Origin of the sequence: Paenibacillus sp. J31TS4 (assembly GCF_018403265.1) — a bacterium.
Taxonomy (GTDB): Bacteria; Bacillota; Bacilli; order Paenibacillales; family NBRC-103111; genus J31TS4.
In genome coordinates, this window is sequence record NZ_BOSI01000003.1 from 25,534 (window position 1) to 47,082 (window position 21,549).

At 49.5% G+C, this 21,549-nt stretch carries 14 protein-coding genes and 1 pseudogene; 1 reads left to right on the top strand and 14 read right to left on the bottom strand.

The annotated features are described in order from the left end of the window. Position 1 precedes the first annotated feature (1 nt). On the top strand, positions 2-796 hold the full coding sequence (locus tag KJS47_RS15110) for an ABC transporter permease (protein ID WP_213525915.1): 795 nt from the start codon (positions 2-4) through the stop codon (positions 794-796). A gap of 77 nt (positions 797-873) precedes the next feature. Here the strand turns inward: KJS47_RS15110 and KJS47_RS15115 are convergent, their stop codons facing one another. The 14 genes and pseudogenes from KJS47_RS15115 to KJS47_RS15175 form a co-directional block, all read right to left on the bottom strand. Beyond that, positions 874-1,338: a DinB family protein gene (locus KJS47_RS15115; protein WP_213525916.1), complete on the bottom strand. Its 465-nt coding sequence runs from the start codon at positions 1,336-1,338 to the stop codon at positions 874-876. A 166-nt stretch (positions 1,339-1,504) separates the two neighbouring features. Further along, positions 1,505-2,869, bottom strand: coding sequence for an RsmF rRNA methyltransferase first C-terminal domain-containing protein (locus tag KJS47_RS15120; RefSeq protein ID WP_213525917.1), 1,365 nt, complete (start codon positions 2,867-2,869; stop codon positions 1,505-1,507). Positions 2,870-3,193: 324 nt separating this feature from the next. Then, complete coding sequence (locus KJS47_RS15125; RefSeq protein WP_306433032.1) at positions 3,194-4,564, bottom strand: neutral/alkaline non-lysosomal ceramidase N-terminal domain-containing protein; 1,371 nt, start codon at positions 4,562-4,564, stop codon at positions 3,194-3,196. Positions 4,565-4,931: 367 nt separating this feature from the next. After that, positions 4,932-5,087 (bottom strand): annotated as a pseudogene (locus KJS47_RS24410) (phosphorothioated DNA-binding restriction endonuclease); the annotation flags it as partial. A 5-nt stretch (positions 5,088-5,092) separates the two neighbouring features. Further along, entirely contained in the window at positions 5,093-5,971 is an 879-nt protein-coding gene (gene rsiV / locus KJS47_RS15130) for an anti-sigma-V factor RsiV (protein WP_213525919.1), read from the bottom strand. Next, positions 5,955-6,473: an RNA polymerase sigma factor SigV gene (locus tag KJS47_RS15135; RefSeq protein ID WP_213525920.1), complete on the bottom strand. Its 519-nt coding sequence runs from the start codon at positions 6,471-6,473 to the stop codon at positions 5,955-5,957. Before KJS47_RS15135 ends, rsiV begins: the two co-directional genes overlap by 17 nt. Before the next feature lie 480 nt (positions 6,474-6,953). Continuing rightward, positions 6,954-9,365: a restriction endonuclease-like protein gene (locus tag KJS47_RS15140; RefSeq protein WP_213525921.1), complete on the bottom strand. Its 2,412-nt coding sequence runs from the start codon at positions 9,363-9,365 to the stop codon at positions 6,954-6,956. Next, positions 9,337-12,090, bottom strand: coding sequence for an MrcB family domain-containing protein (locus KJS47_RS15145; RefSeq protein ID WP_213525922.1), 2,754 nt, complete (start codon positions 12,088-12,090; stop codon positions 9,337-9,339). The genes KJS47_RS15140 and KJS47_RS15145 overlap by 29 nt, the downstream gene beginning before the upstream one ends. A 577-nt stretch (positions 12,091-12,667) precedes the next feature. Continuing rightward, on the bottom strand, positions 12,668-14,485 hold the full coding sequence (locus KJS47_RS15150) for a DUF2357 domain-containing protein (RefSeq protein WP_213525923.1): 1,818 nt from the start codon (positions 14,483-14,485) through the stop codon (positions 12,668-12,670). Then, a complete protein-coding gene (locus tag KJS47_RS15155; RefSeq protein WP_213525924.1) occupies positions 14,469-16,481 on the bottom strand; it encodes an McrB family protein in 2,013 nt (670 codons plus the stop codon). Before KJS47_RS15155 ends, KJS47_RS15150 begins: the two co-directional genes overlap by 17 nt. A gap of 11 nt (positions 16,482-16,492) precedes the next feature. Further along, a complete protein-coding gene (locus KJS47_RS15160; protein WP_213525925.1) occupies positions 16,493-17,551 on the bottom strand; it encodes a hypothetical protein in 1,059 nt (352 codons plus the stop codon). A gap of 650 nt (positions 17,552-18,201) precedes the next feature. Then, complete coding sequence (locus KJS47_RS15165) at positions 18,202-18,912, bottom strand: DNA alkylation repair protein (protein ID WP_213526318.1); 711 nt, start codon at positions 18,910-18,912, stop codon at positions 18,202-18,204. Positions 18,913-19,049: 137 nt separating this feature from the next. Next, on the bottom strand, positions 19,050-20,270 hold the full coding sequence (locus KJS47_RS15170) for an amidohydrolase (RefSeq protein ID WP_213525926.1): 1,221 nt from the start codon (positions 20,268-20,270) through the stop codon (positions 19,050-19,052). Between the two features lie 23 nt (positions 20,271-20,293). Then, the gene (locus KJS47_RS15175; protein ID WP_213525927.1) at positions 20,294-21,523 is read right to left on the bottom strand and encodes an amidohydrolase family protein; all 1,230 of its coding nucleotides are present in this window, start codon (positions 21,521-21,523) and stop codon (positions 20,294-20,296) included. Positions 21,524-21,549: the final 26 nt, after the last annotated feature.

Below are 21,549 nucleotides of genomic sequence, written 5' to 3' on the forward strand. Positions count from 1 at the left end.
AGTGGCGGAACCATCCAAGAAATATATCAAGAACAAAGTCGCCTTCCTGGAGACCAAGGTGCCCGGCTATGCATCGCTTCTCGGGATCGCCGTCATCCTGCTGCTCTGGGAGCTGATCTGCCGGCTCGAGTGGGTCTCCCCGCTCTTCTTGCCTGCCCCGACCGCCATTCTGACGACCGGCTGGGAAATGATCACCCAAGGCGACCTGCTCCAAAACGTAGGGGCCAGCCTGTACCGCATCGTGCTCGGCTTCCTGCTCGGTGCTTCTGTCGGCATCGCCATCGGCCTCGCACTCGGGTTCTCGCGGTGGGCGGAAGCGATCGGCAGCCCGATCGTCTACTCGCTCTACACGATCCCGAAGATCGCCCTGCTGCCGCTTATCGTGCTCTGGCTCGGGATCGGTGAGCTGCCGAAGATTACGATCATCGCGCTCGGCGTGTTTTTCCCGGTCGTCATCAACACGTACTCGGGCGTCAAGAACGTCGACGCCATTCTGATCAAAGCAGCGGTCAGCTTCGGCGCAAGCCACATGAGCGTCATCCGCAAGGTCATCCTGCCCGGCGCGCTGCCGGTTATTTTCGCCGGACTCAAGCTCGCAGCCGGGACGTCCCTGCTCCTGCTCGTCGCCGCCGAGATGATCGCGGCCAAGCAAGGGATCGGCTCCATGGTGCTGCATTACGGCAACCTGATGCTCACCACCAAGCTGATGGTCGGCGTCGTCGTGCTGTCGCTGCTCGGCCTTCTATTCAACCGGGGCCTGCAATGGCTGGAGAACCGCCTGCTGCCTTGGAAATAATCTCGGTTTATTAAGAAAACAACAAAAAGCCCGAAAGCGAGCGTCTGTACGCCTTCGGGCTTTGTTCGGTTGTCGGGTCACTGCGCGGCCGCTGTTATACGGTGAAGCGCCTTCAGGAAGCCCGCGTGCATCGCCTCGTGACCGATGCTGAAGACGAGTGCCTCCTCTAGCGCAGTGAAGTCTTTGAACGGCAGCGTCAGTGGCGTCTGGAGCCGGCCCTGCAGCCGCTCGCGGATCCGCTCTGGCTGCTCCTCCAGCAGACGGCGGAGCGTCGCGAGATCGGGCGGCGCGCTCGTCCAGTCGGCGGGCTTCGTGCCGTTGACGAACAGGCCGGTCAGCTCCTCAGGCAGCCCCAGCGGCTCGCCGATGAAGCGAAACGCCATCCGCTCCTGGGTCGTCAGGATGTGGCCGAGCTGCCAGCGGATGTTGTTATTGAAACCGTTCGGGATGCGGTCGGCTTCCTCTTCGGTAACCGACGCGGCCGCCTCCAGCGTCCGGGAGCGGTTCAGCTTCAGCTGTTGAAAGATCAATTGGTCGTCCATGATGGTTCCTCCTCTGGTGGGATGGTCGCAGACAAGTCTCCGCGCCTCTCTATCCGAGAATAGCCCGCCGAGGGGAGAAGAGCAAGGGGGCTGGCTGCTGGACCTTTTGCGCAACCCCCTGTTCGCTGCCCTACCGCATCCCCCGTTGCCGTCACTTCGGAGCCAGCTACATCCAGCGCAGCCCCTTCGGAAAATGGTTCTTAAGCAAGCCGTCCGCAAGCTTGCCCCAACCGAGCGGATAGCCGCTAACGTCCACCACACACCATCCCTTCGGCCCTTCCGCGGCGAGCGACTCCCCGCGCAGGTACGCCTGCGCCTCGGGCGAATCCGGGGCCAGACTCCAGCTTCGCACAGCCTGTCCCTTTTTCAGGGATAACGCCAGAGCGTGGGACGGCTCAAACCGATTCTTCTTCACCGTCCCCAGATGCCAGCCCGGCCGTGGCACCTTGAGCCCTCTCAGCGACAGCATGCCGTCGGGCAGCATATACAGCTGGTCCCCGAACAGGAGAAAGTCGCCGGCCGGCGTCTCCGTCAGCGATTCGCGCGCGAACGCCTCATACTCCTTCAGCAGCTTGCGGTCCGTCAGCCGCTCCTCCCCCGGCCGCTTGATCGGCGGCGTCTCGCCGTCCGTCTTGCGGAGCACTGCGACGTAATGCCCTTCGCCCCGCAGCCGATGCGGCCACAGCCGGACCGTCTTCTCCACGTCAGCCGCTTCGCCAGCCACCCAATCGGGTTGGCCTTCGCCAAAGCCTTCGTGGACGGGAGGCTCGACCAGCTCAAACTGGTCTTCCTCCTGCAGAAACCGGCTGATCACGCCCTCGTTCTCCTCCGGCGCGAAGGTGCACGTCGAGTAGACAAGCACCCCGCCCGGCTTCAGCATAACGGCGGCATGCCGCAGAATGTCCTGCTGCCTCGACGCGCAGAGGGTGACGTGTTCCGGGCTCCACTGCTCGCACGCCTCCGGGTCCTTTCGGAACATCCCTTCCCCCGAGCAGGGAGCGTCCACCAGCACCCGGTCGAAAAAAGCCGGGAAGCGTTCCGCCAGGCGGTCCGGCATTTCATTCGTCACCACCGCGTTGCGAATGCCCATCCTCTCGACATTTTGCGACAGGATGCGGGCTCTAGCCGGATGCGGCTCATTGGCCAGCAGCAGCCCCTGCTGCTGCATCCCGGCCGCCAGATGCGTCGTCTTGCCCCCCGGCGCGGCGCACAGATCGAGCACCCTTTCGCCTGGCTTAGCCCCGACCAGCTCGCCGACCGCCATCGCGCTCGGCTCCTGGATATAATAGAGGCCGGCTTCGTGGTACGGGTGCTTGCCCGGCCGGCCCTCCTTATAGAAGAAGCCGTCCCGCACCCAAGGAATCGGCTCGAGCGCGACCGGACTAATCGCCCGAAACTCCTCCGCCGACAGCTTCAGCCTATTCACCCGCAGCCCATGCTCGCTCGGCTCCGCATAGCTGCTAACGAATGCGTCGTACTCCTCTCCGAGCATCCCTTTCATCCGGTCCAAAAACTCCTCAGGCAGCTTCATGCTCTCGTCCTCTCTATTCCGAATTTGATCTTCCCCCGGGTTGTCCCACCGAGCGGCAAACCGCTCAGCGGAATCACGAAAAGGCCGGAAAAGGCCTGCGGTGCAAAGTGTCCTTTGCCCGAGGCCCCGCCAACATCCAGCTGTTTTCCTGCCGGGAAAACAAGGTATTCTTTACTTTACACGAATTCGCGTGCAGGATCTACTTTTCAACCTAATCCATCGGATGCCAAATTAATCACAGGCCAGCTTCAACAGCGTAGAGGCCGTTCCCTATCCGGCAAGGCTCATCCCATTCAAGCCGCGCATATCAAGATGGCGGCGACCTTAAGCCATGCTCGGTTGGGACAGTGTCATCTCCGCTTTAGCGATTTGCCCGATAATAATGTCTTCGATTTCCGGAACCCACGGGCCCCTCAGATTAAAGAAGAAGTTACAGCTTGCCTCGTAGCCGCCCTCCCTAATCATTTTCCGCGTCGGGATGTAGCAGTATACCCCATTCGTATAACCCAGCGTTAACGTTGTATGAGGACGGAGCAGCTTCTTGATCAGTAACGAGTATTCGGTGGAGACTTCTCCTTCCATAGCGACCAGGCGCGTGTTGGCGTCCAGATGCCAGAGGCAGATATAATGCGGCAGCCGGTCCTTGATCGACCCGTCCTGAATTGCTTCTATCGTCCTTTTCGCTGCATTCCGGTAAAACAGGGAAGTCGACTCGCTCGCGATCGACTCATAGAAGGCGGCTGGCGTCTGCTCGGTGTAAAGCAGCGGATCCGCCAGCACCGTCCGAAACTCGCATTGAATTTTCTCAAAAGCCCCATCGGCAAGCAGCCTCAGCACATCGTTCGCCAGATCGGTTCCGGCTTCCTCCATCTCCTCATAGGACAACGCCTTGAACCTGTCGCCATCCGCGCTCCTCAGCGGCTTCAGCTCCCCGGCACAGCCTTGCAGGAAGAGAGCAGTTGCCTCCGGGTAGGCTTCCTCCAAGACACGGGACGTGGTGCCCGCAAAATCGTTAGAAAGCTTCAGCTGAGCACCCATCGCCGTCGTATGGCACCCGTAATTATACAAAATGCCTTTTACCGTGCCAGACAAGTCAGTCAGCTTCAAAACTAGCAGCTCTTTATCGATTTCCGCCTCATGGTAAGGCCTCCATTCGATCTTCCCGTCCGAATCCGGCTTGCGCCTGCTCACGGCAAAATCGGAGATCGAACGCCCGACGAAAAGCTCTCCCTCGATCAGGTTGCTGCGGCAATAGTTGGTCATCCGGATAATGGTATCCCGCATGGAGCGGAACAACTCCTCATCCGCGGTATAATCTACCTCAGCCTCGCTCTCGGGCCATCTGTCCTGCGCGATGCTGTAGGCACCCCGCCTTTTGCCGGCGTCGAGGCCTGTAAAAAAGACCGAATGATGCGTATGGGAGAAATTAATCAGCACCTCATCGTGCCCCAGCCCAAATGCTTCTAGCAGTGCATCCTTGATGCCATCCACGAAGCTGCGGTCCGCCCCTAACGCATCGATCGTGAGAATAAGCAGCTGCTTATTCGCCTCCAATAACACTGCCTTCACATACAAGTCATCGTGAACGCCCTCGCTCTTTTGTTCTCTCGCCCCGAAGCCATGCATAAAGACAGGATGATCCGGAGTTATAACCTCGCTCGCGCAACAAAATCTCATTGCAGCTGCTTTTGCCATTTCCTCTCACCTCATAACCAGCCTGCTTGGCGGCCTGTTTGTTAACCCGATTAGTTTTTTCGTCGATGACTGCTTGATAATAAGATTGTAAAGCAGAGATGTTCAAGAGTAAATACATATATAGGATAGGTATTATTCTAGTATTGAAATGATGGCTGGAGGTAACGGTGGATATTTGCCAAATCAGCTAGTTGATCGAAGTTTGGACGGCCCCATTGTGGAGAAGGATGCCTGGACGGTATGGGTGGCGAGGAGGGGGTAAGGACTGGTGGAGAGCGAGATCCCCTATTCTTGCCTTTACGCATGCAGAAAACCCCTTCCCTGGCGGGAAAGGGTAACGGGCAATCCTTGATCTAGTTACACTTGCCTATCGTGTTCGATATCTGGCCGGGCCCCGGAAAACCTCACGGACATGCCAGTGGACGAATTGATTGCTGGGTGTATAGCTCGGATTGATAGGATCACGTATTCTCTTGCCGTCGTATCTCATTAACAACTCCGCCGTTAGCCCGTCGGTGTTATGTCCAATTATTTTATATATTCATTACTGACCAGCACATCGGCGAGCGCTGAGGTCAGAATGGTGAATTCCACTACGCCCATATAACCTGGAGCGACTTCATATTTATCAAATACAATGACCAGCTTTCCGTCCTTGTTAATGTAGAACGATTGATCCGGAGCAATGGCTTTAAAATTGGACTCAGGCATCTCATTCCCCGTTCCCTCCACCCAGTAGATCTTTTGCGGGTCCGCCTTCATCTGCTCCCTCATCTGTTCTTTAATAGTTTCGCTGATTAGGTTGATATACTGGTCGTCTCGGAAAAGACCCGGAAGGGTGAGCAACACCTGATTTTCCTTGTCAATCGTGTCGTATTTAAAGGTAGTGGAAGAAGAACCAACCGTGTTGACGACATATCGGCCTACGGCGAGAATGCGATCCGTATCCGTTTTGACAACGTAGCCACTATCTACACCCATGTGGCCTCCGCCCTTTTGCTTCAGCTCGTTCATCTCTACGATAAAATCATCATACAACTTCTTACTTTCTTCCAAATATTTGTTGTTCAATGTTTGTTCCAGCGTTTTGTTTTCCAAATTCGTAATGGCGGGCACTTGGATATTGGCTTGGGTGGTTCCATTATCGATCTTATATTCTCGGAACGTAAGCACTTTGACAATCGATCCCACGACAGGTACTTCCGATAAGGGTTGAGCTAAGGCTGGGCTCATATTAATGCCTGCTACCAATACAATAGCCGCAGCACCCACTCCGGCCATGTATTTTCGGAATACCGGTTTTCTTCTCCTTGTTTGGTTTAGGGCTTCGCGTACGACGAAATCCAATTCTTCCGGGATAGGGACCTGTGAATATTCCTGCTTGAGCTGTTCAAGACGTCGATCCATTCTCTCTTCTCCTCTCGGGGGCGGTGGATTCCATTTGAATCCTTAACAACTTGAGCGCCTGGTATAATCTTGTCTTCACTGTGTTGATGTTTTCACGCAGCACATCCGCCACTTCTTCAAACGTTAAGTCCTCGAAAAACCGCAGTACAAGGACGGCTCTATATTTTTCCGGAAGTTGTTCCAGTGTTTGCTGAATATCTACATCCGCGTAGGCATCCTCCGATTGGTACATGAAAGCATGAAGCTGTTCTTCTTCCATGGGCTGGACTTTCTTCTGCTTTCTGAGCAGGTCAAGCGCCGTATGAACGACAATGCGGTAAAACCAGCTTTTCATAGCTCCCGGATCTTGGAGGCTCGACTTTGTTTTCATCGCTTTGTAGATCGATTCTTGCACAATATCCAGAGCGTCTGCCTTGTTATGAACATAGCTGTACGCCAGCCGGTATATATTTTCTTTGTAATCCACTATAAACTGCTCTAACATCGCACGGTTGTTCTTCATTCCCACATCTCATTGCTCCCCCTGTTGAATGGCTTCCGCTATAAGCGAAGCATAGATTGCAGCCTCCTCATCTTTCAAGTGACCTTCGTACCGAGTTACAGATTGATCCGTCTCCAGTCTTCCTCTCCTCCTTCATTTCGCGTTCTGCACGCTCTTCTGTATGAAGCATTCTCCTGTTGAGTTCGTGTTCGACAAGTGCAAGACGCAGGAGGCGGTATAAATAGTTGGGATTTGAGAAAATCTTTTTGAGGTGTGCTTCGCTGCTTAGTCTTGCCACAGCCTAAGCGTGCCTGCTGATACGTCTGAAAATTTCTTGTATATCAGTTAGATGGACAAAGGTGTTACACATAAAAGGAAAAGCTCCTACAAAGTAGGAGCCTGGCCTAAGGGCACAACATAAACACAATAGAAACAACCGGAACATTAAGCTTTGTTAATACCCCTACAAATTCTGCCTCTAATGAAATATCTCCACCTATCTCATTTCTTCAAATGAACACCCAACACGTGTCTAGCCAGGTCTACTTGCTCATGATCCAACTCTACCTGAACACGTCCAACCCTACGCTGTTCGCGCCATTTCATCAAATCCTCTTCGGTTTCCAGCTTAAGTTCAGCAATCTCGCGCGCACGGTCAAACATATACTTTGAAGTGTACAGCGCCGTATAAATCCCACGTCCCCCAGGGACAATGGGCGCCTTCCTTCTCTCCCATTGATTAATGCTAAATTTGACATATAGTTTCTCCTCCGTCCCTGCTTTAGGAGGAAGCTCCTCGATCTCTTTCCGCCTCAAGACCTTCCATTCCGAGATCCGCCCATACCAATGAATCCCCGGCTGTCCTGTGGACGAGAATTTTGTTCTCGACTGATACAATGCTACATACTCCAATTGAGTAAGCAGGCGATGGTCGGTAATATTCGCTAGGGGCATATGATAGAATCCATGCTCAAGAATGGCCTCTAACTGAGAGGCCCCTCTTAGCGAGCCTACGAGGACATTTTTCCCACTCCATTTGTTACGATAATAATCTTTGGTTCCCCGGGGCTGGGTGGAACGTTCGTAGGCCTTTTCTGGACTATCCAAGATGAGCTCATCTAGAAATGTTTCCAACAAGCGGGTCGCGTTAGGCAAGAAGGGGAATGCCCCCACATTCACTAGCTCGATGCTCTTGTAAAACCGATGGTTCTCATATTGCTCCTCATTTTGGTAGGGGAACAGAACATAAGCACCAAACATGCTGCGTTCATAATCTCGATCCTGTTCGTCCATATACACAATGGCATCTCGATATCGATGCATTGTGTTAATATCCTCTTCCTCAGGCCCCGGAGTAGTATATTTATAGTAATAAGTGGTCCCTTCATAAGCTGGGTTCAAGCGATACTTAGCATCAAAAATGTACTTATATTCTGTCGCTGCATCGTTTTTCTTCAAAGTGAGGACATTGTCTGGCCTCTGGGATAACGTTGGGCTGCGATCTCCTCTAGGCAGAGCATTATAATAAAGGGTAAACACTTCTCCGTTGGCCGGATTGCGGTACACCATCTTGGCTTGCTGAGATTTGTCTAGGGTGGCGAACAAGCCGCTTCGGTTCACCTTGATCAGGTCCTGCTTTAGTAACTCATATTTCCGGCTCAACAAATCATGAATCTTAAGGAAACACCAGTATTCGTATAGCTGAGCTACATCTTTCATAGACAATCGCATTAGGTCGTTTTGGATAGATAGTCCTTTCATCAAGAGCAGGTAATAGCGATAGACCTCCCGATACCCTGTAGCCATCTGAAGAACGAGGGTGATGGACAGGTGCCTCATCTCCCCCACCTGTAAAAAATCATACTTCAATATTCTTTGAAGCTGCCCTTGCATCTCCTTGATCCTCTTGACCAAGAGAGGATCTTTCGGGCGCCCCTGTTTTACAAGACGAGAGCTCAGCTGGACAAGCCTGCTGGTAATCCGAAGAAGCACCCAACGAACGAAGCGGTTCTCATGCGTGTTGAAATCTATATGTCGTTTGGTCTCCAACACGTGTGAAGGGGAGTAACGTTGCCCTTGGATAGACAGATAGCCATGCTGGTCATCGCGCAATAACAAATGAGGATGTTTTATGAGAAAGGGAATGTTTCCCTTCCCCGCCCGTTTCACTCGCGCAGTATCTACTACTCGATGATCCGCCTGCATGCTCGCATGAGGGGCATTTTTGATACGCTCGACAGCTTGCGTCAATTGCTCGAACACATGCTGCAATAAAGTAAAAAACTCGGTTAAGCTTTGACTACGTGTCTCACGTAGTCCAGTCAAATGATAAGTCTTCCTCATAAAATCAAAGGACAAGTTGTAAATCTGCTGATTCACGTCATTCAGAATGGCTTGATAATCGCTTTTATAATCCATCTTGGATGGGAAGATTTCTAGCTCCATACGAAGGATCACTTGTCCATGCATACGTAGCTCAAGCTCGGTTAAGCCCACCTCATTCTGGAAGTTCAAATTTCCTGACAGGATATACTTTCCTAAAGGCTTCACCGCCTGCCGCAGATGTAGGTTGTCATGGTGAAACACGAGGGGCAAGTCTTGCCTCTTTTCTATAACTAGTAGATAAGTCTGTGTTTCATAAAAGAGAGGAGAGCAAAGGGGCTCCCCTTCCCATTCCTCTAATTGGCCACTCTCCGACGAAAAAGTGGCCATAGATTCAATAATCAGTGACGGGGAGAGAGCGCGTACCTGTAATAGGGCCTGTATCCCTCCGCTTTCTTCTGATCGATGTAACTGCAAGGACTCTACAGTAGGATGGAAAGGTTTTCCCTGTATATACAAATTGAACAGGTTGGTCTCCACTCGGAGCAATTCCACGCTTTGATTAAGAGAGCCAGTATGAGGTATATCCATCTTCCTCTAACCTCCGTAGCATAAAGGCAATCTTGCGCGCACTCTGGGGATATTTGGCTTCCTGCGAGTTCGCCCCTGTCCATTTTTGATACAGCTCAGAAGCATCCTCTAGAAGCTCATTAATGGACAACGATTTGCCTAATGCCCCTTGCATCAATTGCAGCAAGACTCGTTTTACAGATTGATTGCTCCCTTGCACCCGGGGGAGCAGCTTTTGGAGCAATTGCAAATCAAACGCCTCATCCTCATCCAGTAGCTGGAACCGCTGATTGTAGATCATATAGAAGCAAATGGCATCCCGAATCCGGAACCCAACATGAGCATGAATCTGCTCCAAAATTGAATTGATCTTCACGAGCTTCTCCGTGGTCTTATGAACGAGCTCCTGGTAGTCCTGGTATCCATCAATGAGTTGCAAGTACTCACTTCGCAAGAAGGAGTTAGAGACCGCACGAACAGGTTCTGCTCGCTCACTCACCTCTCCACTAGGGTATTGCTGCAGATTGATATAGTTAAATTCGATCGTATTAGCACGGTCGAGCACTTTCTTGGAGAAGGGGTGCGTCGTTTCATCCATATTGACCGTTCCCACTAGGTAGACATTATCCGGAAGAGATAAATCTCCATAAACCTGGCGATCGGTCTCTCCCAGTGACTCTCCCTGAATAAGGGGAGACGTCACGATGCGCCCTTGCCGCCATTCCGTCGTCTCTATGATGCTGAGCAGATCGCTAAAGTAATGCTCGACTCGGGCAAGATTCATCTCATCTAGGCAAACAAAATACGGCCTGTGCCGGTTTCCTGGCTTAGCAGCCTCAACCAAAACCTCGGCCAGCTGTCCCGGCCGAAACACTCCTGCCAAATCCTTATAGCCCAAAAGGTCCGAGGGATCACTCCAATCCGGTCGGACGGGAATAAGAGTAAATTGACGATTCTGGCTGGTCGCCCCTAACGCCTCAGCAAATAGTTTAATGAGCTTGGTCTTCCCGGTACCCGATACACCCGCCAAAATAACGAATGGCTTGGTCTTTAACGACAAATAAAGATTCTCTATCAAAGAGCCAGGATAATGGAAGCCTCGCAGTTGGATGTAGGACTTGATCGCCTTTAGACGCTCTTGAACGGACAACTCCTCCACGTCTTCCCTCTCCTCTTGTTGAAAGCTGTAAAGGTCTCCGGACTTGCTAATATAGCGAAGCTGTTGTAGCCAATTCAGCATAAACCTCGATCGGCTTTCTTGGGTTACCTGCCCCCATTGCTCCTGCAGATCCATCGCGGGGACAAAGTGACTACAAAATTGCTCCATCGAAAAAGAGCCCAGCTCTTGAGCGATAGAAGCAGCCGATTGAAGGACCTGAAGGAGATTGGTGGAATGGCGGTCTGCTTGATCTATTTGCTTACGTAGGAGCTCTGCTTGCTGCGGGCTTAACAACCAAAGGTTGCTTTCAAACGCTTCAACATAAGCCACCCCCAATGACGTCAAGCCAAGTCCTTCCTCTTGAAAAGATAGTAGTCCCAGCTCGTGCATCGCTCTAGCTACAAGCTGAATCCGGTCTCTCGGATTTTTCACCTGATCGCCTGAGTACAAAACTTCAGACGAATGGGCCACAAGCTCGTCTAGTGGAACTAGAGACGGGTGCATGTTGGTTAGATAGGCAAGGACGCCATGTCCCAAATGGAGATGAGCCATCGTATACTTAAAAGTTGGCTTGCCTTCAGGTTCTTTATCCCTCTGCAGTTCATCGGCATAAAGTTTATAGTTCGTCATCATATTCTCCAAGTCCGCTAACAGTTGGTCATTGTCCGGTAGCTTGCCTTTTTCATAACAGATATAGGCTACCGTGGACACCTGATAATCCCGACCAAGGCCACTGGAAGTGAGTTGGATATTGTCATCCTTTTGCATATCGTCTAAAGGCAACACATCCCGCATTTCGCGAACCTTTTGCTCTAGATACTGATAGCCCTCTTTTCTCCCTCGGTCACGAAGAGGTAGTGTGACTCCTTGATTCAAGGTCAGATAGACCCGGCTCATGTCCTCCGCAAATAAATAGACGATATATTCACCGTGCTGCGTAGTATGCGTGAGCCTCTTGTCCAGGATCGCAATCCAGGGGATTGTTGCCCAATTCCCTTGACCAATCGATCCTTGAATCTTGTAGCTGTCGTCAAGGAACGGTAGCTTCATAAGCTCTCTTGGAAGCACTTGTCTGAACAACGTGCCTAACGGATGATTCGTAAGCGGCTCTCTCTTAGCCTCAAGATAGGTGTCCATGACTTGAGCAAGAGTTTGTTGAAGCGAAAACCCTGTGAGCAGTTGGCTGTTATATTGTTCTAATTCGGTCAATGCATATTGCCTAAGCTCTTCGATTCCCTCTTCATCGAGGGAGTTCCAGATGGCGGGCTTGAACGAAAGGGTCTGTTGTTGAGAATTCCAGGCCAGGATCGCTGATAAAGCATCCATGGGTGTTTTGAGTAAAGACTTGGTTTGACTTAATGAAAATTGTGCCCAATTAGGAGCTAACCCGGTAGGGGGCTCGTCTATTGGATGAGACTCCTCATCGTTCTTCCGAAAATACGACAAAAACCGTTCTGCCACTTGGCTGAACGGCATCGATGGTCGTTGGGTCTCGCGGTATTCGTCGATCATCGATAAAATAAGGACCATCTTATAGGATTTCTGTTTGTTTCGAAATATCGAGGAGAGCTCGATCGGTAATGACATGGTGAAGGGCCTCCGTTAGATCTACCAAATTTATACTTTTATATTATCATTAGTTTCCGTTTTAGACGAGAAGCGATCTGGTACAGACTTGGGGCGAAAAGGCGAATTGTATTTATCAGCTCCACGATATAGAGCTGTAATAATCTTTGCCTTGAATTTTGTCCATAATCTACAGCGCCAAATCTATAAATAATTACGCCCTACATTTGCTTCCTAAATGAAAGAAGCCCCTCATTTGAGGAGCTATTACTGAGTCATCCTTTTTTTAATCGTTCCTTACTAGTAGAGCACAGCACTCCACACGCACCGCCTGCTGAGTGAAACGCACTTGGATTAACACCTTACATGTTTGCGCTTGAAGCCAAGCTGCCCTTTATCTATAGCCTTTTGAATCAATTTAATCGCCTTAGAACGTAATGTTAGCTCGCATTTACAACGTTATTGTGAATGAGTAAAGACCTTTTTCGTCGTCTGTAACAGTAGCACCCTTTGTTTTAACAGGTAAATACCTAATTTTCACGTTTCCCTGTAGCCTTCGGAATCAAATATCATCTGGGAAATCTTTCCCCTTCTTATGTTACAAACTCCCCACGAACCCTGCACTATCTTGAAACAGTTGCTCAAGGATACGCTCAAACTCATGCAATACATGATCATTCCCTACCCCAGGACTAAATGGGATCAATCTCAAATTATGGTCAGCGGATGAAGTTGGTCGTACCTGGCGACCTTCCTTCACAGGATAAAATGCCCACACCTCTGCAACAGGACTGAGCCGTTGGAATGCAGTGGTGCTAGGTCTGTCCTCTCCATAGAGATAATTAGAGCGGCTGTCACTATAGGCGATTAGTTGGTTCATCTCTCGGGTACGTGCAATCGTGTTGATCCGGTCCTTCTCCCAGAAATTTTGGCGAGGTCGATATTTGAAGTCCATCATAATAGACCCATAATAGACGCCGTTCTTATACACATCGAGCCGAGCGTCTGGGCGATTGTATTGCTGACGCACGTAGAGAGGGTGTATAAACATCTCAGTCTCTTTACTGGTTAGAGGTACGACACCATCGTAGATAAAATGCAACTGAATTTCGCCTTTTTCGAGGATCACTCGTTCCCCCGGAGGCAGAGAAGGAATGAGCATCCCATCCCCGTTGAAGTGTAGGTTGTAGATCCATCCTCGAACCGGGTTAAAATGCAGCAGATCCTCTAGAATCCGTAGCAACTCCACATAGCCCCACATCTCATAGAGCTTATCTGTCCGCTTCCATTGATACGAGTATAGGGAATCTAGCGTAATTTCCAGCTCGTCGTCCTGAAGCTCACGATACAGCATGTATATGGATCGGTACCGGGAGTCCTTCGTCAGTACATACGGTACAGTAATCAAAGGCTTTTCTTGCACCTGTTCGTACCAATGCGCGGAGGTGATGAGCTGAAACCCGATCTTCATCCGCTGCACCATCTCCACATACTCCAGTAACTCTTCGTATACCTTCGCCTTTTGCTTCAAAACGATCTTGGTGCTATCTTGATACTCAAACTGCTTGAGTTGATTGATTTCCTCCTGTAAGTCTGCCGCGTACTGTTCTACAGAGACAACGAAATTATTTAATACCGTAATCAGTCGTTTTACAATGTGCTTAATCCAGACATTTTCCGGCAGATCGTAATTGATAGTTCGCACAGGAACTTTCAGAAAACCCTTTAGTTCTGGGTGCTTCAAGCGATTGCGGATCGTAACCTCATCCACAACGTTGGCCCGATCGGAACGGACGGTTTCATACTCCTTACGAGTATGGAAATTCACCTTTGTGTACAGATCACTTAGCGCAGTCATGACGTTGGAGAAATGCTTCGAAATAATCATGAATTGCATCAACAATCTTGGTGGCAAAGCTTTCCCGAGAGTCTGTCCCTTGGCAATCTGCTTATTTATGAAATCAAGAGCGAGCCCGCGAATGGTCTCCTCCAGTTGTTCCTTCATTAGATCAAGTTGCAATGTGGAGAGCTGTTTGGGCCGAATGACGTAAGGAGCATACCACACCTGGTTTCCAATCTCGACTCGGATCTGATACGTACCCGGAATTAGTGGGTAATAATTTTTATTGAATAAATGTACCGCACCCTCATTTGGGAAAATATAAGCCTCACCTTTGTCATCAATTTCCACTCCACGGAACGGAATTGTCTCGAGCCCATACATATACATCCTTGCATTATCATCTGATGACGTAAAGTTAACGACAATCTCTAGATTTTCGATTAGGACGACGGATGGTTCTTCGATATGTGCATAGAAGTCCTGTTCTTCCTCGTAGAACCACTCAACCGTCTCTAGTGTATGACCCACTTGAAAAGATAAGGTGAACGGCAACGGGTTAGATGGTGTAACCATTGATCTTCAACTCTTTCGCTTTATGAGTCAGCATCTTTCTCGTTTCGGTGAAATCAGAGATATCGTTAAACTCGTTCAATCGATCAACCAACTTACTGCCTACTACTTCCCCACTTGCATCCACCTTGCCGATTAAATCTTTAAGAAGTCCCTCTGGTCCTCTTAGCTTCGTTAGGATACGTTGCACCACTTGAATGTCAAGTGCTTCTCTCCTCGAGGTGTGAGGATTTTCCGGTAGATTGCGAATATACACCTCAATCTGCTTTACAACCCGCGGGCCTACACCAAGATTTTTAACTTCCTCTTTCAGCGTACGGTGCAACTCCCAGAAGAATTCAGCCTCACGGTCGCTTAGCGAGAAGCCTTCCGGCTGGCGGAACTTGTTGAATTCCTCGAAGGAATAGGAGGACTTCCGACCTTGAAGCTCACGTGACTGTTTGCGCTCTTTTTGACCTAAGTGCTTTAATCCTGCATAAGGCAACACGTCTAGCGTAATGATATTCGCCCGGTCTAGTACTTTATCTGAGAAATGATAAGTTGATTCATCAATATTTACGGTACCTACGAACATAATATTTTCTGGGATCGTAATCACTGGCTCATATTGTGCAGTATTGTACAATCGGCCCGTTAAATCATCGTTATACAGTCGCAGAAAACGACGCTGTGGATCCATCTCTAGGACAGATAGGAATTGGGAAAAATAGTGCTCCACACGCGCTAAGTTCATCTCTTCAAAGCAAATTAGATATAGCTTACTCTTGCGATTCTCTTCCTTCTGCGCCTGTATGAGCGTATTAATCAGCCCAGAGTCTCCTGGTCGATATACCATGTTCATAGCATCCACGTATCCTATTAGGTCGGAATCATCCGTCCAAGACGGACGCACAGGAATAATCACGAACTGATCGTCGTCGAGCCCAAGTGCACGCGCATAGGCTTGGACCAGTCTAGACTTTCCCGTACCGCTCATCCCAGCAATAATGTTGAGAATATTGGACTTCACCGCTGTGTGAAAGTTGAACAAATCCTTCTCGTAATACTGCAGTCCCATCTCTCTTGTTACTTGTAAAAAATGGTCCATAAACCGATTCTCTTCAGAATCCGCTTGAAGCGGCACATCTGCTTCGTCTTGACTAGTCCCCTTCTCCTCAGCAGGCTCCACAACAGGAGTTGGGTCCGGTTGTTTCGTCCGAACTTGCGACTCTTCCGGTGGGATAGCAACTCGGGCTTGGATAAGTTCATCCGTCTGTGCGCTCTCTACTTGATCCATTTCCGTCATATAGTTACTACTTAGATTTTGATAGATTGTAAGCGGTACGAACATAAGCGTCTGATTCTCAGGAGTCCCGTAGCAGTCCTCTAGCCACTGATCCTCAATTTCACGTACCTTTAATTTCCCGGCCACGTTCAAACAGTAGCCCCCATGCGCATATTGATGCTTATCAAACTCTCCAACAATCTTGTACCTATCTTGCTGTTTCCACAGAATGAATTGTGGCGTATCGTTTGTCTCCGTAGATATATTTTCTATGCGTCCGATAAACTTGTTGCCTAGTATTTTACTAATAAATTCATCGAAATCCATATCATGCTGCTCCTCGCTAAACACAGGAACGGGGATAAACGTCGAGCCGCTCAAATAGCTATCGGATTTGCGAATGAGTCTCACTTCTTTACCCACGTAAATCTCATTATGGTTCGGAAGTACCCTCTTTTGTGGACGAAATACTAGTAAATAATCGTTCAAGAATCGCTCAAGCTTCTCTTTCCGTTCATCGTCAGGCCGGAAATAATCGTCTTCAAATCCATATCGCCCCAGATCACTTGAATAACAAGTAAATAGACTTACATTCGGAAAGCCATAGGGTGTGTCGGATATCAACTTCACAAAGTATTGAAGAGAGTTCTGAGAGTTGATAATAATGGGGCGCTTCTGTACATCTTCTTCTGTTGCTAGAATTCCTACAAAGTCGGCGTTCCAATCCTTATTCATACTGTGTTCCCTCACCTTTTGTTGATGTATGTTTGAAGTTCCGGAATTGTTGCAAATTCGATGTATTTGTTGTGCTCAATTGCGTTTCGTACTTTTCGTTGCTTCTGAGGCGATATTTGGAAGGAGAGCATCCAGATTTCATCTGCCTGTACGTCTTGTTTGAGGAAATCCTCAAGCTGACTGTTTGTGATTAATTCTATGTTTAATTTTGGCGTATTCATAATGGAAGATGGAATCAATTCTCCTAGTAATATAACTCTCGGTTTCTTATGTGGTTGCAATTGTTCGGTTTGTGCAAAAATAGTGTCAAGTATGGGGATGCTACTATGAAGTAATTGTTGGTTGAGACTATCGATTTCACCTTTTAGTCTATTTATTAGGACTTCATGTTGTTCTAATTTTGTACCCTTCGTTTCGAGTTCCGATTTTAGTCCTTTGATTTCGTCTGTATACGTTTTGCGTTCTTTGCGCCATTCTTGCGACTCAGTCTTACGCTTGGCTCTTAATTCGTCGATGATGGTTTGGAGATCCCTATTCTTTTCTTTCTCCTTCAAGAATTGCTCTTCTAACTTCTGTATCTTCTTCTCAGCTTCTGCTGCTATTTCGGCTTGAGCTGCAAATATGTCCTCATTTCCGTCTGTAGTTTCGTCCATTGAGGATTCAACTTGCACTAAATTGTTACCCTCTTGGAACATCGAAGTAAAGAGCCGCTCAGCGAGTTCTAGTTGGTATTCCTTATCATCCCCTGTGATCAGCATGATCAGCACGTCTGACAGAGTATATGTGTTGCTCATAATGAGCTCTGTTAGCTCCTCTTGATTCTTCTGTCGCAAGCTCTTTATGTCATCTTCTTGTTGTGTTTTTATTATGTAGTGACGCAGACCACCATTCAGTCTTGCGGCTTTAGTCGGCTTTTGCAGTTCGTTCAAGATTTGTGGTTTCACTAGTTTGATATTGCTTTTATTTATTTCCCGAAAGCCCTTGACCTTCGTTGCGGTCACTACTGCAAGATTGAGAAGTACCGCCTCGTCTAGCTCACCTAGGATCCATTTCAACATTTGCTTGTTCACTAGTCTGAACACCTCATTGGGTTAATTTTCGGGTAAAAGATATGAAATTGCATCATGACCAGGCTTACCAGCCTCATCATCACCCTCGAAGCGCGTGAAGGCAATAATTTCCTTACATCATATAGTCCATTAAGCACATCACTCTATTCTACCATACATGACAAATGTCCTGCTTTACGATATTCAAGTGTCGAAATAAGGCTTGAACTCTTATTTAGCCCCGATTTAATAATAAGTACTTCTGTTTTACTTATATATCTATGTTTATCCGGTATAGATTCTACTATCTCGCCAACAACATACATGTACAGCCCGCTATCGGATTCTCTGTAGTCAGAGGGTTAATTCCGTCAAGTCGCAAGTGTTTACCATATCTACATCTCAAAAATAAACTAGCCAACGGAACGTAGGCTCAAGGTTCGTTTATTTTCATGACTCTAAAAACAATAACATCGGCTAGCCTTCGGCAAAACTTATCAGGATTAAGATTCTGTTAAAGCGGTAGTTCGTTTCGATATCGTAACGGAGCATAAAAAAGATCATACCCCCCTTGCTCATCAAGGGGGGTATATCATTTCTATAGCTCTTATTCGTGTACAAGAAGGGCAACACTCTACACATGCACCGCATACTGTGTAACCCACTTGAATCTAACACCTGACATGCTTGCGCTTGAAACCAATCTGCCCTTTATCTACAGCCTTTTGAATATTGTCAAAAGCGTGGATGAGCTTACTCTTGCTTTTGGTCTTGCCCCTGACTTCTACCGGACCTACTGCCTTAGCCGTCTCTACGGCCTTATCATGGAGCGGCACATAAGAGACAGCCACGGTGTATATAAAATTGTTCATCGCGTATTTCGCTCGTTCGGGAGCATCATGAATCGTGCGTTCCACCCGATCAAGCATACCGGCAAGTTTGTCCTCGGAGAATTCCCCATCCGGACGGTTCCCTAACAGCCAGCAGTAACAGCTCCAGCCCGCCGACATTCTCAACTCTTCGCCGCTTGCTATCCATTTATCCGCAACCTGTTGGGCGATATCTGCTTCCGCTAGCGTTACGGCCACTACATAATCGGACAGCATGTAAAAATAAGCCGCATCCATCCAACGGTCATAATCCGCCTCCGTCATCGCGTTGGGGTCTGCAATGATGCCGGCAAAGTACATGGCGTCGTAGTTTCCTGTCGCGTATAGCTGCTCGGCCAGAGGTTGATTGATTTTTGTTTTCTTGAAGATGGGCTTCATCTCGCCTGTCGCCACGCCAAAAAGCGGTTCACGTGCGCCGTTGGAGATATACATCTTCTTGAGCCGTTCCTTGCCGAGAGCTTCAAGCTCTTGCATCACCATTTCAAAATCCATTGTTTCCCCCCCTTCTTCGGCGGATTCGCCGTCAAGAGTATAACCATTAAATTCACTCATCTAGCCTATCACAAATCACAATACGCTTGTCAGCAACACCGCCGAAAGACGGCGCCCACGCAATGCAGCAATCCCCATTAAACCGAACCTGCCACGAGATCGCCTCGGAACATCGTAGCGACCCGTATCGAACGTCTTGCGATCGCTTCTGCCGAACAGGAAGCTTCGACTAGCACCAGATTCGCATCGTCACCGACTTGTGGCCAAGCTCTCTCGCCATGTTCCGTTAACGGTGTCTTGCCGCCGGTAATAAATTGCAGCGTCCGGGCTAATGCCCGCTCATCGGCCCATCCGGATATTTCCGCCAAGCGACCGGCGCGTTCCAGAATATCCCCATTGCCAAAAGGCGACCAAACGTCAAATATATTATCGCAGCCGACGGCAACTTGGACACCTTTCCTGTGTAACAAACCGACTGGCGGAAACTTTCGGTTTATCGGCACGCTGGTAATGATGGAGATCCCGGCACCCGCCAAAAGCTCTCCCATGCCTTCCGCTTGCGCTTGCGAGATGTCCCCCAGCCCAAAGGCATGGCTGACGGCAACCTTACCTTGCAAGCCCGCTTCCTTCGTTAGCTGGGCCAATCGTTTGATCGTGAACACACCAAGATGATCGGCGTCATGCAAGTGCAGGTCAATGCCCGCATTTGCTTCTACGGCCAGCTCCACCATTTGCTGCAAGGAAGCTTCGAGATCCCCATCTACCGTGGCCGGGTCGACCCCGCCCACGAAGCTTGCTCCTTGGCGAAGGGCCTCCCTGACCAACTGTTTCGACTTGGAACGCAATAACCCGTGCTGGGGAAAAGCAACGATTTCGTAGGACAGCTTCCCTTCAAAGGTTTGCAGCGCTCGCTTTACTTGTTCCAAATTTTCCAGTCCAACCTCCGGATAAACATCGACATGAGTACGCAAATGCGAGACACCGGACCTTAAATATATCTCAAGCAGCTGTTCCGCACGTTTCTGCGTCGGGGTTTGCAAAGAAGGAAGGACTTGCTTCTCGATTTCAAGCCGTTCCAAAATATTGCTTGCAGGGGTTACCGCACGCCACCGGTCACCAAGCAATGTTTTATCCAAATGACAATGGCTTTCGATGAAGGAAGGCAGCACCAGAAGCCGTTTTGCATCCTTGGTAGGGAGTCCATCCGGAACGGGCTCAACCGCTGGGACGATCTTCGCCACTTTCCCGTCCTGGATCAAGAGATGATGGCATTCGGTTTTGGTCCCCGTAATCACTCCGTTGTCCATCTCAAAACCCGTTTCCAACAGGGCATTGGTTAACCAATAGGCAGTATTCATAGAAACCCATCCTTTCTAAAGTGCTATGAGTCAAGTTCTCCGGCTACCAGGTTGCCCTGGAAGAAAACCGCGACCCTCCTTGCTCTTCTTGCAACCGCTTCGGCGGAGCAGCTTGCATCCACGAGAACGAGATCGGCATCGTCTCCGACATGGGGCCACATGCGTTCGCCCAAAGGATTTAACGGAGTTACGCCGCCCGTAATATACCTGAGTGCTTGTCCCAGGGAACGTTCATCCTTTAAGCCGAATCGTTCTGCTAATGTTCCCGCTTTTTCCAGACTGTCTCCTTTTCCGAATGGAGACCAGTGGTCCGTGATGCTGTCGTCCCCGAGGGATATTTGCACACCCTTTTCGCTTAAGAGCGGGATCGGAATGGTCCTTCCAAGCGGAACGGAGGACGTAATCGTAATCCGCAGACCTGCTAGCAGGTCTGCCACTTGACCTGCCTCTTCCGGAGAAATATCCGCCAGCGCCAGAGCATGGCTGATGTTGACTCTTCCTTGCCACCCGGCTTCCTCCGTGAGCGCCGCCAATCGTTGAAAGGTAAAGATGCCAAGATGGCCGGGTTCATGGATATGAAGATCGATATCCGCATCGGCTTCCACCGCAAGCTCCATGACCGTTTGCAGCGACTTCTCGATATTGCCATCAATCGTTCCGGGGTCCACGCCGCCAACCAGAGCAGCACCGCTTTTCAACGCCTCTCTTACGAGGGAAACGGATTGGCTGCGTAATAATCCGTGCTGCGGAAACGCAACAATTTCAACCGAAGCCTTTTCTTTATAAGCTTCTACGGCCTGAAGCGTAGCTTCCAAGTTCTTCAGTCCCACGATCGGGTCGACATTACAATGGGTACGAATACGGGTCGAACCGGCACGGGTCAGCAAGTCCAGCAAGCTCTCCGCCCTTTCCTTGGCAACGGGCAGCAAGCGCGGGAGCAATTCCTGTTCTTCCTCCAGCCTTGTCAGAAGTCCCTTAACGGCAATCGTTGGTGCTTTCCATGGACCTCCGTAGTACGTTTTATCAAGATGAATGTGCATATCGCGAAAAGAGGGGAGCATGAGAGATCCATTTGCATCCCGTTTAGGCAGATTCGTATCCAAAGGTTGATCCGCTGGAACGATTTCACCGATTTTCCCATCTAAAAGCTGTACATGAAATAGCCCTGTTGCTGTCCCAGTTACGGTACCATTCTCATAATGGTAGCCGGTTTCCAACCGCACATTCGTTAACCAGCAAGCATTGTCCGCCACTTCCGTCTCCTCCTTCGCTGCAGCTG

Bases quoted from the DNA above. Each gene is read 5' to 3' on its own strand.
- KJS47_RS15115 (WP_213525916.1), bottom strand. From the start codon at position 1,338: ATGGACGACCAATTGATCTTTCAACAGCTGAAGCTGAACCGCTCCCGG.
- rsiV (WP_213525919.1), bottom strand. From the start codon at position 5,971: ATGGATCGACGTCTTGAACAGCTCAAGCAGGAATATTCACAGGTCCCT.
- KJS47_RS15125 (WP_306433032.1), bottom strand. From the start codon at position 4,564: ATGGCAAAAGCAGCTGCAATGAGATTTTGTTGCGCGAGCGAGGTTATA.
- KJS47_RS15140 (WP_213525921.1), bottom strand. From the start codon at position 9,365: ATGGATATACCTCATACTGGCTCTCTTAATCAAAGCGTGGAATTGCTC.
- KJS47_RS15155 (WP_213525924.1), bottom strand. From the start codon at position 16,481: ATGAATAAGGATTGGAACGCCGACTTTGTAGGAATTCTAGCAACAGAA.
- KJS47_RS15150 (WP_213525923.1), bottom strand. From the start codon at position 14,485: ATGGTTACACCATCTAACCCGTTGCCGTTCACCTTATCTTTTCAAGTG.
- KJS47_RS15145 (WP_213525922.1), bottom strand. From the start codon at position 12,090: ATGTCATTACCGATCGAGCTCTCCTCGATATTTCGAAACAAACAGAAA.
- KJS47_RS15120 (WP_213525917.1), bottom strand. From the start codon at position 2,869: ATGAAGCTGCCTGAGGAGTTTTTGGACCGGATGAAAGGGATGCTCGGA.
- KJS47_RS15165 (WP_213526318.1), bottom strand. From the start codon at position 18,912: ATGGATTTTGAAATGGTGATGCAAGAGCTTGAAGCTCTCGGCAAGGAA.
- KJS47_RS15170 (WP_213525926.1), bottom strand. From the start codon at position 20,270: ATGAATACTGCCTATTGGTTAACCAATGCCCTGTTGGAAACGGGTTTT.
- KJS47_RS15135 (WP_213525920.1), bottom strand. From the start codon at position 6,473: ATGAAGAACAACCGTGCGATGTTAGAGCAGTTTATAGTGGATTACAAA.